This window comes from Bifidobacterium sp. ESL0819, assembly GCF_052606245.1.
Genome location: NZ_CP199587.1, coordinates 1,438,371 through 1,453,670, shown reverse-complemented (window position 1 = coordinate 1,453,670; position 15,300 = coordinate 1,438,371). Strand labels below are relative to the sequence as shown.

13 protein-coding genes and 1 tRNA gene are annotated in these 15,300 nt (G+C 62.2%); 3 read left to right on the top strand and 11 right to left on the bottom strand.

Annotated elements, in window-relative coordinates; all coding sequences use genetic code 11:
- The first annotated feature begins 66 nt into the window (after positions 1–66).
- Genes ACUIAD_RS06065 through ACUIAD_RS06055 form a run of 3 tightly spaced genes read left to right on the top strand, consistent with a single transcriptional unit; the run spans position 67 to position 3,640 of the window.
- Positions 67–798 carry an ABC transporter ATP-binding protein gene (locus ACUIAD_RS06065; protein WP_029676375.1) on the top strand — a complete coding sequence of 244 codons (732 nt, stop codon included), beginning with the start codon at positions 67–69 and terminating at the stop codon, positions 796–798.
- Positions 795–2,831, top strand: coding sequence for an ABC transporter permease (locus ACUIAD_RS06060; protein WP_024628116.1), 2,037 nt, complete (start codon positions 795–797; stop codon positions 2,829–2,831). The genes ACUIAD_RS06065 and ACUIAD_RS06060 overlap by 4 nt, the downstream gene beginning before the upstream one ends.
- Before the next feature lie 44 nt (positions 2,832–2,875).
- Complete coding sequence (locus tag ACUIAD_RS06055; protein WP_445343073.1) at positions 2,876–3,640, top strand: ABC transporter transmembrane domain-containing protein; 765 nt, start codon at positions 2,876–2,878, stop codon at positions 3,638–3,640.
- 31 nt (positions 3,641–3,671) lie between these two features.
- Here the strand turns inward: ACUIAD_RS06055 and ACUIAD_RS06050 are convergent.
- From ACUIAD_RS06050 to ACUIAD_RS06000, 11 genes are all read right to left on the bottom strand, one after another.
- Positions 3,672–3,744, bottom strand: a tRNA-Asn gene (locus ACUIAD_RS06050).
- A gap of 78 nt (positions 3,745–3,822) precedes the next feature.
- Complete coding sequence (gene tsaD, locus ACUIAD_RS06045; protein ID WP_267400056.1) at positions 3,823–4,866, bottom strand: tRNA (adenosine(37)-N6)-threonylcarbamoyltransferase complex transferase subunit TsaD; 1,044 nt, start codon at positions 4,864–4,866, stop codon at positions 3,823–3,825.
- Positions 4,859–5,371 carry a ribosomal protein S18-alanine N-acetyltransferase gene (gene rimI, locus ACUIAD_RS06040; protein ID WP_445343072.1) on the bottom strand — a complete coding sequence of 171 codons (513 nt, stop codon included), beginning with the start codon at positions 5,369–5,371 and terminating at the stop codon, positions 4,859–4,861. Before rimI ends, tsaD begins: the two co-directional genes overlap by 8 nt.
- Complete coding sequence (gene tsaB / locus ACUIAD_RS06035) at positions 5,368–6,156, bottom strand: tRNA (adenosine(37)-N6)-threonylcarbamoyltransferase complex dimerization subunit type 1 TsaB (RefSeq protein WP_445343071.1); 789 nt, start codon at positions 6,154–6,156, stop codon at positions 5,368–5,370. The genes rimI and tsaB overlap by 4 nt, the downstream gene beginning before the upstream one ends.
- On the bottom strand, positions 6,153–6,737 hold the full coding sequence (gene tsaE, locus ACUIAD_RS06030; protein WP_445343070.1) for a tRNA (adenosine(37)-N6)-threonylcarbamoyltransferase complex ATPase subunit type 1 TsaE: 585 nt from the start codon (positions 6,735–6,737) through the stop codon (positions 6,153–6,155). Before tsaE ends, tsaB begins: the two co-directional genes overlap by 4 nt.
- A complete protein-coding gene (holA, locus tag ACUIAD_RS06025) occupies positions 6,734–7,711 on the bottom strand; it encodes a DNA polymerase III subunit delta (RefSeq protein ID WP_445343069.1) in 978 nt (325 codons plus the stop codon). Before holA ends, tsaE begins: the two co-directional genes overlap by 4 nt.
- A 28-nt stretch (positions 7,712–7,739) precedes the next feature.
- Entirely contained in the window at positions 7,740–9,224 is a 1,485-nt protein-coding gene (locus ACUIAD_RS06020; RefSeq protein WP_445343068.1) for a ComEC/Rec2 family competence protein, read from the bottom strand.
- Between the two features lie 425 nt (positions 9,225–9,649).
- Complete coding sequence (locus ACUIAD_RS06015; protein WP_445343067.1) at positions 9,650–10,291, bottom strand: ComEA family DNA-binding protein; 642 nt, start codon at positions 10,289–10,291, stop codon at positions 9,650–9,652.
- Positions 10,292–10,391: 100 nt separating this feature from the next.
- Complete coding sequence (gene leuS, locus ACUIAD_RS06010; protein WP_445343066.1) at positions 10,392–13,361, bottom strand: leucine--tRNA ligase; 2,970 nt, start codon at positions 13,359–13,361, stop codon at positions 10,392–10,394.
- Between the two features lie 75 nt (positions 13,362–13,436).
- Entirely contained in the window at positions 13,437–14,267 is an 831-nt protein-coding gene (locus tag ACUIAD_RS06005; protein ID WP_029676253.1) for a glutamate ABC transporter substrate-binding protein, read from the bottom strand.
- A gap of 9 nt (positions 14,268–14,276) precedes the next feature.
- Positions 14,277–15,227 carry a magnesium transporter CorA family protein gene (locus tag ACUIAD_RS06000; RefSeq protein ID WP_445340349.1) on the bottom strand — a complete coding sequence of 317 codons (951 nt, stop codon included), beginning with the start codon at positions 15,225–15,227 and terminating at the stop codon, positions 14,277–14,279.
- Between the last annotated feature and the right edge of the window lie 73 nt (positions 15,228–15,300).

Genomic DNA, 15,300 nt, shown 5'->3' with positions numbered 1-15,300 from the left:
TAGCTTTTCGCGTTGTGGATTCGTATGGTGCTCGGGGTTTCGTCGGGCTGTGGATTGGGGTTGGGTATGGCTGGTGAGTTTCTGTCCCTTGAGGGTGTCTCCTATCATTACGGTTCGGGCGGGGCCGGCATCACCGACGTGTCCCTGCAATGCCCGCCTGGGTCGTGGACGGCGATCATGGGGCCCTCGGGCGCGGGCAAGTCGACCCTGCTGAATTGCGCCTCGGGCCTGCTGCCGGTCGACCAGGGCTTGGTGCACATCGGGCAGCATGACCTGGCCCGGATGGGAGAGGCCGACCTGACACGTGTCAGGCGTGACCTGATCGGGTTCGTGTTTCAGGACTACAACCTCGTCGAAGCGTTCACATGCCTGCAGAACGTGATGCTGTCCTTCCTCTTCGGCGGGCCGCGCATCGAGGTCGACGACGCCGTGCGGGCCCTGCAGGCGGTGGGTCTGGATGGTTTCGCCGACGTCTATCCCTCGGACATGTCGGGCGGGCAGCGGCAGCGTGTGGCGGTGGCCAGGGCTTTGGCCTCGAGGCCCTCGGTCGTCTTTGCCGACGAGCCGACGGGCGCCCTGGACACCGCCGGCTCCCAGCTGGTGCTGGACGCCTTCGGCCAGGTGGCGGCGCGGGGGTCCACGGTGCTGATGGTGACCCACGACCCGGATGTGGCGGCCCGTGCTGGCAGCACCGTGTTCCTGGTCGACGGCCGCATCCACTCGGTGTGGTCGGGCTGCACGGCCGAGCAGCTGGCCATGCACCTGGCCGAGACCACGTTGAGCGGGGCCGACCGGTGAGCGCGGGCATGGCCTCCCCGGCCCAGCAGGCGAGCCGACCCTGGCGCAAGCGGCCAACAAGGGCCAGCCTGTCCTTCTCCCTGGTCAGGGCCCACCGCTCCTCCTACTGGATCATGTGCCTGGCCGTGTTCGCCACCACGACCCTGTCCTGCGCGACCCTGCAGGCACGTCAGGCGGGCCTGGCCTACGACGGCCTGCACGGCCTGGAGGGCCTGAACGCCTACCACCGCATTCTGACCAAGGCCTACTACGACCTGGCATTGAACACTGTGTCGCTGATCGCGCTGGTGTTCTGCCTGCTGGTGACGGTGTTCCTGGTCCTGTCATCGGTGTCCTTCCTGGTCCAGGAAAGGCGCCGGGAATACGGCCTGATGCGGCTCAACGGCGCCTCGGGCAAACAGGTCGTGGCCATGGCCCTGCGAGAGTTCTCCCTGCCCCTGGCCCTGGCCGACGCCGCGGGATGCCTGGCCGGATCCCTGCTGACCGTTCCTGTGGGCATGGCCTTCATAAGGGCCATGGGCACCACGGACATCGACCTGCTCTTCCACCCCAGGGCCCGCCTGTGGGTGGCGGCCGTGGCCTTCGCCCTGATGATGGCGGTCTGCCTGCTGGGCGTGTGGCTGGCCACGCGCAGGTTCGGGGCCGAGACCCCCCTGAAGCTGATGACACAACCGGCCGTCAAGGACAAAAAGGCCAGCCGGTTGCGGATCGTATGCTCCCTGGCCCTGTTCCTAGCCTCTATCACGGTCGCCTTCATGCCGGTCGACCGCTCGGAGTTCTACGACCGGCTGCTGGGCTTGATCGTCCTACTGATAATCACCGTGTACGTGGCCGCCCCCCTGCTGGTCCCCCCGGTAGCATCCCTGCTGGGCCTGCTGGCCGAAAAAACCGCGGCCGGACCGGGCCTGCTGGCCCGGCAACGGGTCCGCAGGGGCAGGGCAGGCGCCACGGCCATAGCGTTGCCGGCCATGATGGCGCTGACCATTCTGGTCTCCTTCATCCTCATCATGCAGGCGGGCCGCATGAGCTCGGTGGTGCTCAGCATCGAGCCCATGAAGGCCGACGTGGTGGCCTCCTCGGACGACCTGTCCCAGGCCGGCAGGATCTCGCGCACGCTGCAGGGGCTCGGACGGGAGGTCGGCACAGCCGACATCTACCAGACCCAGCAATGGGTCCTGACCGACAAGCACGGAAACATCCAGATGGACACCTTCCTCCAGGTCACCTGGGCCCAGGCCCGTGACCTGGCCGACCCCAGCCACAAGGACACCGCCCCCAAGGTGCTCCAGGGCAGCCTGGCCGACCTGGGCGCCGGCAAGGTGGCCATAAGCAGAGCATACGACAACCAGCGCAAGCCGGGCGACACGATCACCCTCATCGACCGCCACGACAAAAGACACCAGGTCCAGGTCGTGGCCGTCATCGAGCCGCCCAAGACCACCCCCCACGTGAACATGGACATGCTCACGACCGAGGATGGCCTGCCCAGGGAGGGCGAGAACGGCCGACTGTACGCCTTCATCACCGCCCGCGACCACACCCAGGCCGACGACATAGCCCAACAGATAAGGGACACCACCCACAAGATCACCGCCTTGAACAGGCAGGACTTCATCGACGACTACATCAAGACCAGCATCAAGGAGCAGCAGGGAACACCGCTCATGATAGCCGGCGGCACCATCCTGGCCCTGATATTCCTCGTCCAATCTATAGCCATAGGAATCAGCGAACGACGCATGCAGAACCGGCGCCTCAACCAGATGGGCGTCACCCGCGGCGCCCTCGCCTGGTCAGCGGCCATCGAGACCACACTCGACGTCACCGCCGGCATCATCCTCTCCCTCGTCGCCGTGGCCATCACCGAGGCATCCGTGGCGATAAGCTTCGTCCGGGACGGGGTCGGCATACAACACACACCCATCATCGCAGACATCTTCCTACCCATGTCCCTCCTGCTCCTGGCCGTCGCCATAGCCACCACCATCCTCTGCACACGCCTCACCCACAAGAACCAACCCACAAAACACTAGAGGCCAGGCCAACCATGAACTTTATCCACGTCGTCAGGAAATACATGCCGGGGCACATTCTTGCATACACGGCAAGCCTTCTGCTGGGAATCCTCGCACAAGCGGTCGTCCTGCTGCAACCACAGCTCAGCGGAGCCCTCATAGACGGCGTGCAACAACACAAAGCAATCGTATTAATCGCGGTGCAATTGGGAATACTGTTCATTCTTGGCGCTGTATTGACAGCAATCCAGCAAGCCATACTAGGCACAATAGGGGAGAAATCATTATATTCCATTCGCAACAGCATGGTCGACAAGTTTTTCCGGATGAGTTTGCTTGATAGGGAACAGAAACCTCCGGCCTGGTATTCGCAAAGAGTTTCCAATGATGCCGCTTTGATAAAGTCGGTTCCATCGCAATTCCTCTCACTGGTGCAAGGAATAATCCTGATTGTAGGTTCAGGGGTGTGCCTTGTGTGGCTTGACCCCATTTTCTTTGTGATAGTTCTCATTCCTGCATGTTTTTCAATATCACTTATGCTTATTGCAACTAAGCCGGTAAAAAAACTGCAGAACAATCTGCAGAATGCAACAATGGACATGACCTCGACTGTGCAGGAAGCCGCCGCTTCCATGAGAACACTTGAAGCCTATAACTCTATCGACCCGGAAAAAAAACAAGATATATGCCATAACAGGGCAGGCTTTTGCCTCCGGGAGGAAACTTGTTTGGTTATACAGCAGTTTTGCGCCTGTCAACCAGATTTTGGGGCTATAGGCCCGCGTTTAGTTCCTATAGGCCTCAGATTGATCGCACAATCAAAATAAAAAAAACCGCCGGAGAACCGGCGGCTGAGAGCTCCCGCAGCTGGGCTTGAACCAGCGACATTTCGATTAACAGTCGAACGCTCTGCCAACTGAGCTATGCGGGAATGTCCCGTTCAACTCTCGCTGAACACAGTTACCATACTATAGTCAGGACCCTCGCATCCGACAACTTGGCGTGTCGATTACATGAGAATCCTGTCCATGGGCATGGCCGAATCTATGGAGAAGTCAGGAGCGGAGGGGGACAGTCCGGCCTGGACCAGATTGACGCCCAGCATGGCCACCATGGCGCCATTGTCCGTGCACAGGTTGATCTTGGGAATGCGGACCTTGATACCCTCCTGCTCGCCGAATTCCTGAAGCTTGCCACGCAGCTGCGAGTTGGCCGAGAACCCGCCGCCGACAATCAAGGTATCCGTGTCGAACCTGTGACAGGCGGCCATGGCCTTGCGGGACAGGACGGTGGCCACGGAATCAGCCAGGGAGGCACAGACATCGTCCACGGGAATGTCGAGCCCGGCCTGCTGTCTGCGTTCGACCCATCGAGCCACGGCGGTCTTAACTCCGGAGAAGCTGAAGTCATAAGGATGCTCGGCCCCGGCCCGGCCCTTGGTTAATCCCTGGGGCACGGCGATGGCGTGGGGGTCGCCCAGACGGGCATGGCGGTCGATGTGGGGGCCGCCCGGATAGGGAAAGCCAAGCAGGCGTGCGATCTTGTCGAAGCACTCCCCCGCCGCGTCGTCCAGGGTGGTGCCCACCACCTGGACCGATCGCGCCAGATCATCCACATGCAGCAATGAGGTGTGGCCGCCGGAGACTATCAGGGCCAGGGCATTCTGAGGGAAAGGTCCGAATTGGAGCTGGGTGACCGCTATGTGTCCTATGACGTGGTTGATGCCATACAAGGGCTTCTTCGCCGCCCAAGCCAGCGCCTTGGCACCGGAAACGCCTACAGCCAGGCATCCAGCCAGTCCAGGACCAGCCGAGACCGCTATGGCATCCACTTGGGACAGGTCCATATCCGCATCCTTCAGGGCCTTGGAGACGACCGGCACAAAGGACTCAGCATGTGCCCGCGAGGCAATCTCGGGGATGACGCCACCATAGCGGGCGTGCTCGTTCATGGAGGATGCCACCACGTTGGACAGCAGCCGGTTGCCCTGAACCAGGGCGGCAGCGGTCTCGTCGCAGGTGGATTCGATGCCAAGCACCAGTGGCTCACTCATGGTCAATGATCCTTTCCTGTCCTTCCGAAGGCTTGTTGCTGACAAAACCCACCGGTCCCGGTCCAATCGAGCTCAAAGGTCTGGTCATAGCCCAGGCATCCACGTCTTCAGGCTGATAGTAACCCTTGCATAGACCGGCCTGTGAGAAGCCAAAGTTCTTGTAGAGGTCAATGGCCGCAGGGTTATCTACGCGGACCTTCAGATTCATGCGTTGCAGACCCTCGCGATCGGCTCCAGTAATTATCCTGGCCAGTAGAGATCCCGCAATACCCCGATGCCGGGCTTCCGGCAAGACCCCGAGGGTCATCAGCTCGGCATCCCTTTCGCCTGACCAATAACCTCCGTAGCCCAGGATGGCACCCTGGTCTTCCCAGACCAGGTAGGTGCGTGAAGGCGCAGACAACTCGAACCGTAGCTCCTGCCGGTTCCAGGCCTGGTCACCGAAGACGCACGACTCCAGATCGACCAGCCGGTCCAGATCCTCAAAGACCGCCCCACGAATCATGATTGGATTGCCACGTGCTTAAGCGGATTGGGCACGGAGACGTCCGGCCGACGAAGATAGAGGGGCTCCACCGGGTCGATCAGCCCATGCTGGGCACGTCTGCTAGCGCAAGCAGCCATCAGGCCTGTCCCCCGCGTCCGATCCGCCAGGAAGGATCCTTCATCCAGCACCACCCGTATATCGGAACGCTTATCCAGACGCTCCCATTGGTCGGCATAGCGGCCGGCTCCATGACCGCTAATGACCAGAGTGACAGGACCCTGGTCCACAGACTCCCGCTCTTCCACGATGGCCGCGATTTTCTCACAGATCACCGTTGGATAGTCGATGCTCATGTCGGTCAGCGGCCGGGCCGGGGCCTCCGCGCCATCGAAGTCGTCAAAGAGACGGTAGTAGAGCTGCCGCCGTCGTGCATCGTTGACAGCCAGGATCAGAAGCCGTGAATGGTCTTGGCCCTGCCGCTTGAACCGGCTGTAGACATAGCGAGCCTGCGGTTCCAGGATGTCCTGTCCTAGCAGACGGGCACCCGTGGCAAACGCCAGGGCTTTGGCGGTGACGATGCCCGCCCGCAGACCGGTGAAGGGTGCAGGCCCCAGTCCCACCACGATGGTCCGCAGATCGTCTGCAGACAGCCCAGCCTGATCCATGACCTTGGCGATATTGACCTGGAGGCGTTCTACGTGCGAGCGCGAGTCGGTCTCGATGCACGGCTCCCGCCCCGGCAGCCCCACAGTCGAGCCATAGGAGGTATCGATCACCAAAAGGGACGTATCGGTCCCGCTCATGCCGTCATCGCCTTTCTCAGCTGATCCATTCTATTGGCCCAAGACGGACCCACTCCACGCAGACGTACCATACGCTGACCCTGGGAGCTGGGTGGCGCCTCAGGATCTTCCCGGGGATCCACGGGTCGGGCGATGCTCACTTCCAGACGTTGATCGGCCAGGGCAGAGGCCATCTGCTCGCCCCATTCCATCAGAATGATGGTCCTTTGGCCCGGGTCTTCCAATTCCTCATCCAGACCAAGGGACTCCAACTCGTCCAGGAGCCGATCCACGGCATCCTCGCCAGGCAGATAGCCCTGTCCGCCCAGCCGGTAGGCATCCACGTGGATCAGGGTAACCGGCGAGCCGTCGGACAGGCGACCATGCAGCTCCCTGGCGATGGTGAACGTGGGCGAAACCACAGGGCCGTCCACTCCAAGTCCGTCGCCCAGCCCCTGGGCCAGGGTGGTCTTACCCGCCCCCAGAGGCCCGGACAGGAGGATCACGTCCCCGACCTGCAGACACGAGGCCAGGTTTCTGCCCAGGCGTTGCATGTCCTCGCCTGTAGGCACCGCCAGTTCCAATCCATCCTGCTGGCTCATGCCATTGTCCTTCCCTTGGCGGCGATCAGCTCCACTGCCCGTTCCAGAGCATAGCGGGCGTCGCCGCTACTGGTCTTGCTGATCTCATCAGCCTGGGCCAAGGCCTCGATGCAGGCCGCCAGGCCGGAGGAGGTCCATCCATGCAGCTGTCTCTTGGCCTCCCGCAACTGCCAGTAGGCGGCCTTAGCCTCGGCTGTGGTAATGGATCCCGACTCGATGGCCGCCTCCTTGGCTAGCGTCCGCAGCTTCAGGGCCAGTACGCCAATCAGGGATACTGGTTCGTTGCCCTGCTCCAGAGCCGTACGCAGAGCGACGACGGCTTGGGCCGGTCTACCAGCAAGGGCCCTGTCCGCCACCGCGAATCCGGATACAGCCGGGTTATCGGTCAGATAACGGTTGACGATCTCCAAGGTCATGGGATCCTGGTCAAAATCGAAGCAGAGCTGGGAGCACATGGCAGCCAGTTCCGGAGTGCGCTCGCCCAGAACATCCACCAGGCGCTGGGCAGCCCGTGGCTGGATACGGCGCTGATGGGCTTTGAAACGCCCATAGACGAAGTCGACCTTGTCGTCGAACTTCTTCAGATCCGGCATCCGCTCCGTAACGGCACCAGCTCGCGCCATTTGGTCCAGGAGCCTGCGGCCCCGGTTGCCTCCGTCATGACGTGCGATGACGATACTGGATTCGTCCTCTGCGCTCTCGCGGCAGAAATCGATCAAGGCCTGGCTCAGGGCTTCATCAGCCGCCTGCAGATCATCCAGACAAACCACGGCCGTCTGACTGAGCAGGGAGGGTCCGACCGCCTCCTGAAAGGCGTAAGCGTCGCAGTCCGCCGCGTCCAGCTCAATGTATTCGCTGTCCGGATGAGCGGCGCATGCCTGCGCGCACAGCTCCTTGAAACGCTGGGCGTTGAGGAAGGGATCGCCGCCGACCACCAGATGGACGGAAGGGTTCTCCTGCTGAGCTTTGGTCATGACTCAAATCTCCCTTCATCGCTGGACATTACCCTCGGTCATTTTTGAAGACCAGCTGGGCTAGAAGGCCATAGGTCTGCCGTAGCCAGCCCTTGATTGACACCCAAGCGGACGGCTGGAAGGGAACCCCGGAATTCACCCCTGTCACAGCCGGCCATGAATGGTCTCGCTCCAGAGCACGGATGAAGCGAAACAGCCGATGATCGATCACGGCCATGAGACCCAGACCAACCAGGCAGGCGCTGCCGACCGGTCCCGGTGGCCAGGCCGCCGGAGCAGCCGCTTCGCCCAGCCACCTGGCGGCAAGAGCCATGACTCCGGTACCCAGGGAGGTCAGTCGGGCCAGGAACAGACCCACTGGAGGCCAGAGCCAGGAGGTGAGCAGAGCCAGCAGACCGGTCACTGTGGCAGCGTCGACCACAGGAGTGACCAGCAGGTTGGCCAGTGGAGCCAGTAGAGGCAACCCGGGACTCATCAATACCTGCACGGGCAGGGTTCCGGCCTGGGCGCACAGGGTCGTGCCCAATGGACGTGCCAAAAAGGTCGGAAGATGATCTTCAAGAAGGGCCGCCAACCGCCGGTTACCCAGACCGATGCCCAGCACGGCTCCACAAGAGAGTGCGAAGCCGAAGCTGGCAGCCATGGAAGGTCGCAGGATCAGCATCAGCAGGACACACCAGGACAGCGTGTTCAATGACTGGGCAGGCCGGCAGACAGCCAGAGCCAAGGCCGAAAGAAGCCCCATGGCCTGAGCTCGCAGAACTGAATCACCTGGGACCATCAGCATGCCCAAACCCAGATAGGCGGCAGACAAAACCAAGGCCATCAGCAAGGGCGGCGAGCGCAGGGCTCGCATGATCCTGACCAGCATCGAGGCCAGGATCATGAAGTGCCCGCCAGAGACCGCCATCAGGTGCAGGATGCCCGATGTCCGGAAGTCCTGGGTCAGACGGGTGGCATAGGCAGGCTCCACTGCCGGCCTGCCCAGGGAGCCATCCGACCCGGGCAGGGCCTGGTTGCCCAGAATGCCCATGGTCAAACCCGGCACCAGGATCCGTCCCTGATCGTCCAGTCTGCTGGTCTGTTCGAGAAAGGCCCTTTGCATACGGGCGATCAATCGTCTACAGGGGCCTGGCGGCTCGACCTCTTTCGCCCCGCCTTCCACAGCCAGCCAGGGAATAGGACGGCCGTAAGCAGAGGGCTCCAAGAGGCCTCGTGCACGATACTGCCCGCCCTGTTGCAGCAGGCATGACCGGCTTCGGGCAAAGAGGATGATCCGTTCATCGGAAGGCATGCGCACCCCCGCCACAGTCACCCATGCCAGCCTGACCTCCGCCTGACAGTCCCAGCCTCGCCGAGAGGATGCACTCATGGGGCCCACAGCCCAGCCACGAACCTCAGCCAGCGCTTTTCCCTGACGGATCTGCCGGGCTGCCGGCCCGCTGCGCACCGACTCATGACCGACTGCGGCGGCCAATGCCACAGTCAGAGCCACCGCAGCCAAGACAGCCAATGTCGGCAGCTTCCGAGGACCAAGCCAGGTGGAAATACAGGGAGACTGACAAACTTGGAGCAGCCGGATCCGCCGGCATGAGCGATAGGGCGGACGTGATACCTGACCCTTGCAATCAGCGTCCCCTGCAACAAGCAAGCAAACGAGTTTGAAGGCAAGCAGGACCATGGCTATCAGCAATGGGATCGCCAAGACAAGCGGCATCAACCAGACCGACATACCCATGTCGCCTCTGGACTCCCCCGCCGTCTTGGACCAGTCGTCGTTCTTGGCTGATCCGGCCACGGATCCGCCCACGCTCCGGTCCAGAAGCCACGGCACCAGTAGGGCAATAGCCCAGGCCAGACAAGCCGCGGGGAGCATGCGAAGATTGCGATTGCCATTGTCTCGATCAGCAGCAGGACGATCTTCTGCCCGGCAGGTCATCATTGCGCCACCAGATATGGGCGTAATCGGGCCAGGGTCTTGGCACCGATGCCGGGGACATCCAGAAGCTGATCGACCGAGGCGTAGCGACCGCCGAGAGCACGCCGATGCTCCAGTATTTTTGCTGCCGTGACCGGACCGATCCCCTTGACATTCTCCAGATCCTCTTGACTGGCACTATTGAGATTCACCCGTCCGGTCTGATCCGCTGTTCCCGCGGAGGCATTGCCTGCCCCTTCACCATGTTGAGCGGAATCCGAGGCCGATTCGGTATGCCCGCTGCCTTCGTTACCACGGGTGTTCCTGTTACCATCACTTCCTGAAACATGCTTGCTTCGGTGTGCAGCACCGTCGGCATCGCCCTTTGCCGGGACCGATGACTTGCCCCCGGATCCGTCGACTGCCACTCCTGCGGCCAGCGCCCGTTCCTGCTGGGCCAGCAGGGTCAGACTGACCGCAAGGGCAACCACCAGAATAAGAATGGCTGTCAAGGCCTGAAGCGGCGTAAACGACCAGACAGGCCGATCACGCCGAGCCGGGGATTCGGCCACATCTACGGCCGACCCCCTTGACCGGGCGGATTGATTCAGAGCCAGAGCCTGCAGGGGCGGCGCCGGCGGCTGGGTGATGTTGATGCTCATGTGCCCAGCCTGACATGAAAAAGCCCCCCGATATGAGGTCGGGAGGCTATGTGGTCGAAGGTCATCGCCTGTCCACAGCCTGGCTGCGGGCAGTACAGGATCAGGCTGGCACGACCGAAACGATCTTGGGTGCCTTGACGATGACCTTACGCGGCTCCTTGCCACCCAGCCGCTCCTGGACGGCGGGCAGTGCCAGGGCCATGGCCTCGAGTTGATCAGGCGCGATGTCGGGGCTGACCTGCAGCTTGCCACGGACCTTGCCCTTGACCTGGACCACGGCGGTGACCGTGTCCTCGCCGAGATAACGATCATCCCAGGTCGGCCACTGGGCATGCGCCAGGGACTCCTTGTGGCCCAGACGACTCCAGAGCTCCTCGCAGATATGAGGGGCGATGGGCGAGAGCATGAGCACCAGGGGCTCGATGGCTGCCCTGGGTGTCGGATTCAGCCCGGTCAGATGGTTGTTAAGCACGATCATCCTGGCGATGGCCGTGTTGGGCCTCATGGCCTCCATCTCCACCGTCACGTCATGGATGGTGGTGTTGAGCAGCTTCAGGGTCTTCTGGTCGGGCTCACCCTCGTCCAGGACCACCTCGCCGGTCTGCTCGTTCACCACGTTGCGCCAGAGCCGCTGCAGGAAGCGCATGCCGCCCACCACGTTGCGCGTGTTCCAGGGCCTGGACTCATCCAGAGGTCCCATGCTCATCTCGTAGAGGCGGAAGGTGTCGGCCCCATAGGTGCGGTACATGTCGTCCGGAGTGATGATGTTCTTGAGGCTCTTGCCCATCTTGCCGAACTCGCGGTTGACCGGCTGCCCCTGCCAGGTGTAGCTGACCTTGCCGCCCTCATCATGCTCCTCCACCTCGGCGGCGGGCACGTACTGTCCGCGTTGGTCCGTGTAGGCGTAGGCCTGGATCATTCCTTGGTTGAAGAGCTTGTGGAAGGGCTCCTTGGACGAGACGTATCCCAAATCGTAGAGGACCTTGTGCCAGAAGCGGGCATAGAGCAGGTGCAGCACCGCATGCTCCACACCGCCCACGTAGAGATCGACGCCGCCTGACTCCCCGGCAGTGGCATTGTGCTTGGGACCCAGCCAGTAGTCGTATTCCTCCGGATCAACCATGTGCTGGTCGTCCTTGGGGTCGATGTAGCGCATGTAGTACCAGCAGGAGCCGGCCCAGTTGGGCATGGTGTTGGTGTCCCTGTGGTAGACCTTGGGGCCGTCGCCCAGATCCAGGGTCACGTTCACCCAGTCCTGGTTGCGGCTCAGCGGGGCCTCGGGGCTGGACTGAGCATCCTCGGGGTCGAAGGTCTTGGGCGAATAGTCGGGCACGTCAGGCAGGGCCACCGGCAGCTGATCGTCGGGCAGCAGGTGGGGCAGGCCCTGGTCGTCATAGACCACGGGGAATGGTTCGCCCCAGTAGCGCTGACGGGAGAAGAGCCAGTCACGCAGCCGGTAGGAGACCGTTCCATGGCCCACCCCGGCCGACTCCAGCCATGCGGTCACTTTCTCGATGGCCTGGTCAACCCGCAGACCGTCCAGGCTGAGCGGATCGCCAGCGGCCTGGGTGGCCTGGACCGAAGAGTTGACCACAATACCGTCATGGGCGACGAAAGGTGCCTTGCCCCGGTAATCGTCCAGGGTCTGTCCGGAATCATCCAGCGGGCTGACCGTGTAGACGACGGGCAGGCCATACTTGACAGCGAAATCGTAATCGCGCTGATCGCCGCCTGGCACAGCCATGATGGCTCCAGTGCCGTAGTCCATCAGCACGTAGTCGGCGGTGAAAATGGGCAACTTGGCACCGGTGATGGGGTTGAGAGCGTACAGCCCAGTAAACAGGCCGGTCTTAGCCCCGCCTTCGTCCACACGATCCTTGGCGGTCTTGGCCTCGGCGGCCCGTCGATAGGCCTGCACGCCCTCCGCAGGATTGGCATAACCGCCCTTCCACTGCTCAGGCACATCCTCAGGCCACTCCTGGGGCAGGTGCTGCAGCAGGTCGTGCTCGGGAGAGACCACGGCAAAGGTGGCACCGAAAAGCGTATCGGGACGGGTGGTGTAGACCTCCATGGTCTGATCGCCGTCAGGGCTGGGCACGGTGAAGTCCACCGAGGCCCCGTGCGACTCCCCGATCCAGTTGCGCTGCATGAGCTTGACCTTTTCGGGCCAGTCCAGAATGTCCAGGTCCTCCAGAAGCCGGTGACCGTAGGCGGTGATGCGCATGGACCACTGCTTGAGCTCACGCTGGTAGACCGGGTAGTTGCCGCGCTCGGAGCGCCCCTCAGCGGTCACCTCCTCGTTGGCCAGGACCGTGCCCAGTCCGGGGCACCAGTTGACCGGCGAGCGCGAGATGTAGGCCAGACGGAAGTCGTTGAGCACCTCGGAGCGCTCGGCCTCGTCCAGGTCCTCCCAGGAGGCATCGGGATGACCGGGGATGGGCCTGCTCCCGGACTTGAAAGCCTCGACCAGTTCGCTGATAGGCCTGGCCGAGCCCGTACCTCCGTCGGCACGGTGGTAGTCGGGGTCATACCAGGACTCGTAGATGCGCGAGAAGATCCACTGGGTCCACCGCACATAGTCGGTATCGATGGTGGCGAAGGAGCGGCGGTCGTCGAAGCTGAGCCCCAGCCGGTGCAGCTGCCAGCGCATGTTGGCGATGTTCTGCTCGGTGGTGACCCGGGGATGCTGGCCAGTCTGGACCGCATACTGCTCGGCGGGCAGGCCGAAGGCATCGTAGCCCATAGCGTGCAGAACGTTCTCGCCCTTCATCCGGTGATAGCGGCTGACCACGTCGGTGGCGATGTAGCCCAGGGGGTGGCCCACGTGCAGCCCCTTGCCCGAGGGATAGGGGAACATGTCGATGACGAAGTAGGGACTGCGGCCTCCGGCGTGATCTCCCTGGGCATCGGTCAAATCACCCTTGGTGTTGGCTGCCCAGAAGGTGCCCTCCTTGTCCCAGCGCTTCTGCCAGTGCTCCTCGATGGTCTGCGCCATGGCGGCATCGTAGCGGAACTTGGGCTGATCGTATTCCTGGGGCTGCTGATGATCCCTGTCTTCATTCGCGTTCATATGCTGAATTATCGCCATTCACATGGACACGGCCGAGCCAATGTCCAGCATCCGTCATCCTGGCGGAAGCCTTGCTCAGCGATCGCCGGGCCGCAGGGTGCGGGCGGCGGCATCAATGGAATAGCCAATGGACTTGGAGGCCCGGCCCAGAGCGGCCTTGAAGGACCCGTCCCGCATCATCCTCTTCAAGGCCTGGTCGATGACATCCACCAGCTCCGGATCCCCGTGGGGCACGCCGATACCGTAATGTTCGTTGGAGAAGGGCTTACCAACCAGGCGCAGCTGGCCACCGCCACGAACATGAGCCAGTCCGGCCAGGGCAAAGTCGTCACCGCTGGCGGCATCCGTATCCCCGCTGAGCAGGGCCGTAATGCACTCGGGGAACTCCTCCCGCTCCTGGACCTGGGCCTGGGGTGCCAGCGAGCGCACCAGAGCCCCGGAGGTGGATCCCGCTGCCACGCAGACCCGCTTTTGGGCCAGATCCTCCACCCCGGCAATGTCGTTTTGAGCGCGACGAACCAGAAGGTCCTGCCCGGCAGCCAGGTAGGGCCCGGCGAAATCCACCAGCTTCTGCCGTTCCTGGGTGATGGAGTAGCCGGCCACGACCATGTCCACCTGACCCTGTTCGAGCATGCGCTCGCGATCCGCAGGTTTCACCTGGCGGAAAACAATCTGCGACTGGGCGTATCCCAGCTCATGAACCACGTACTGGGCCACATCCACATCCAGACCCCGGTACTGGCCGGACTGGGCAAATCCAAGCCCGGGCTGGTCGAAGGAGATACCCACGCTGATCTTGGGCCCGATGGAACCCGCCCGGTAACGATCCTCCTGGCGGCCGCACCCGCTCAGGGGCACCGCCAGAACCAGTGCCGCCAGAGCCGCCGCAATCCTGCGTGCAAACATGATCGGCCCCTACTTGAACATTCTCGAACGCGTCAGGAACCAGGTTACCAAGGCGGTCACCAGACCCGAGAGAATGACCACGACCGCGAAGCCCCAAGGTTTGTCGGTGAAGGGCATGCCGAACATGCCTTGGTTGAAGTTCATGCCATACATGGAGAAGATCAGGGTGGGCACCGACAGGCTGATGGAGATGATGGTGAAGATCCTCATGACGTTGTTGACGTTGTTGGAGACGATGGAGGCGAAGGCATCGGTCATGTTTGAAAGCACGCTTGAGTAGATGTTGGCCATCTCAATGGCCTGCTTGTTCTCGGTGATCACATCGCCCAGAAGGTCCTCGTCGTCCGGGTAGCGCTTGATCCGCTCCAGCCCGGTCAGCTTCTCCAGGACTATCTCGTTGGACTTGAGGCTGGTGGCAAAGTAGACCAAGGTCTTGTTGAGCTCCAGCAGCATAAGGATCTCGCGGTTCTGCATGGAGTGGCGCAGCTTGAGCTCCAGCCGGTCCGATTCGCGGTCGATGATGCGCAGGTAGCGCAAATAGAGGGTGGCGTTGCGGTAGAGGATCTGCAGGATGAAGCGGGACTTCATAAAGGTGTTGAACCCCCGGATGGTACCCTCCATAAAGGGATGAAGCAGGACGGTGTCCTGCATGCAGACAGTGACGATCAGATCCTCGGTGACGATGATGGACAAAGGGATGGTCTCGTAGTAGTCCCGCCCGTCGCGTTCCTCAGCACGGGGAATGTCGACGATGACCATGGTGTACTCGTCCTCCACGTCCACACGCGAGCGCTCCTCATCGTCCAAGGGGGCACGCAGGTCAGCCAGGTCGATGCCGGTGGCCTGGGAGACGTTGGCCAGCTCTACATCGGTGGGCGCCGATAAGCATATCCATGAGCCCTTGGAAGCCTTGCCGATCTGCTCGATCTGCCCGTTCATGGTGCTGAATACTCTCATCATCGCCATCACCGCCTCTCGTGCTCAAACCTGGCCGACGTTTCTGGCCGAACCGATAGTAGCAGATAACCAGTTA

What these genes read in the sequence shown, in the direction of transcription:
- ACUIAD_RS06065 (WP_029676375.1), top strand. Translation starts at nt 67, where the DNA reads ATGGCTGGTGAGTTTCTGTCCCTTGAGGGTGTCTCCTATCATTACGGT.
- tsaD (WP_267400056.1), bottom strand. Translation starts at nt 4,866, where the DNA reads ATGAGTGAGCCACTGGTGCTTGGCATCGAATCCACCTGCGACGAGACC.
- holA (WP_445343069.1), bottom strand. Translation starts at nt 7,711, where the DNA reads ATGACCAAAGCTCAGCAGGAGAACCCTTCCGTCCATCTGGTGGTCGGC.
- ACUIAD_RS06005 (WP_029676253.1), bottom strand. Translation starts at nt 14,267, where the DNA reads ATGTTTGCACGCAGGATTGCGGCGGCTCTGGCGGCACTGGTTCTGGCG.
- tsaB (WP_445343071.1), bottom strand. Translation starts at nt 6,156, where the DNA reads ATGAGCGGGACCGATACGTCCCTTTTGGTGATCGATACCTCCTATGGC.
- ACUIAD_RS06000 (WP_445340349.1), bottom strand. Translation starts at nt 15,227, where the DNA reads ATGATGAGAGTATTCAGCACCATGAACGGGCAGATCGAGCAGATCGGC.
- ACUIAD_RS06055 (WP_445343073.1), top strand. Translation starts at nt 2,876, where the DNA reads ATGCCGGGGCACATTCTTGCATACACGGCAAGCCTTCTGCTGGGAATC.
- leuS (WP_445343066.1), bottom strand. Translation starts at nt 13,361, where the DNA reads ATGAACGCGAATGAAGACAGGGATCATCAGCAGCCCCAGGAATACGAT.
- ACUIAD_RS06015 (WP_445343067.1), bottom strand. Translation starts at nt 10,291, where the DNA reads ATGAGCATCAACATCACCCAGCCGCCGGCGCCGCCCCTGCAGGCTCTG.
- tsaE (WP_445343070.1), bottom strand. Translation starts at nt 6,737, where the DNA reads ATGAGCCAGCAGGATGGATTGGAACTGGCGGTGCCTACAGGCGAGGAC.
- rimI (WP_445343072.1), bottom strand. Translation starts at nt 5,371, where the DNA reads ATGATTCGTGGGGCGGTCTTTGAGGATCTGGACCGGCTGGTCGATCTG.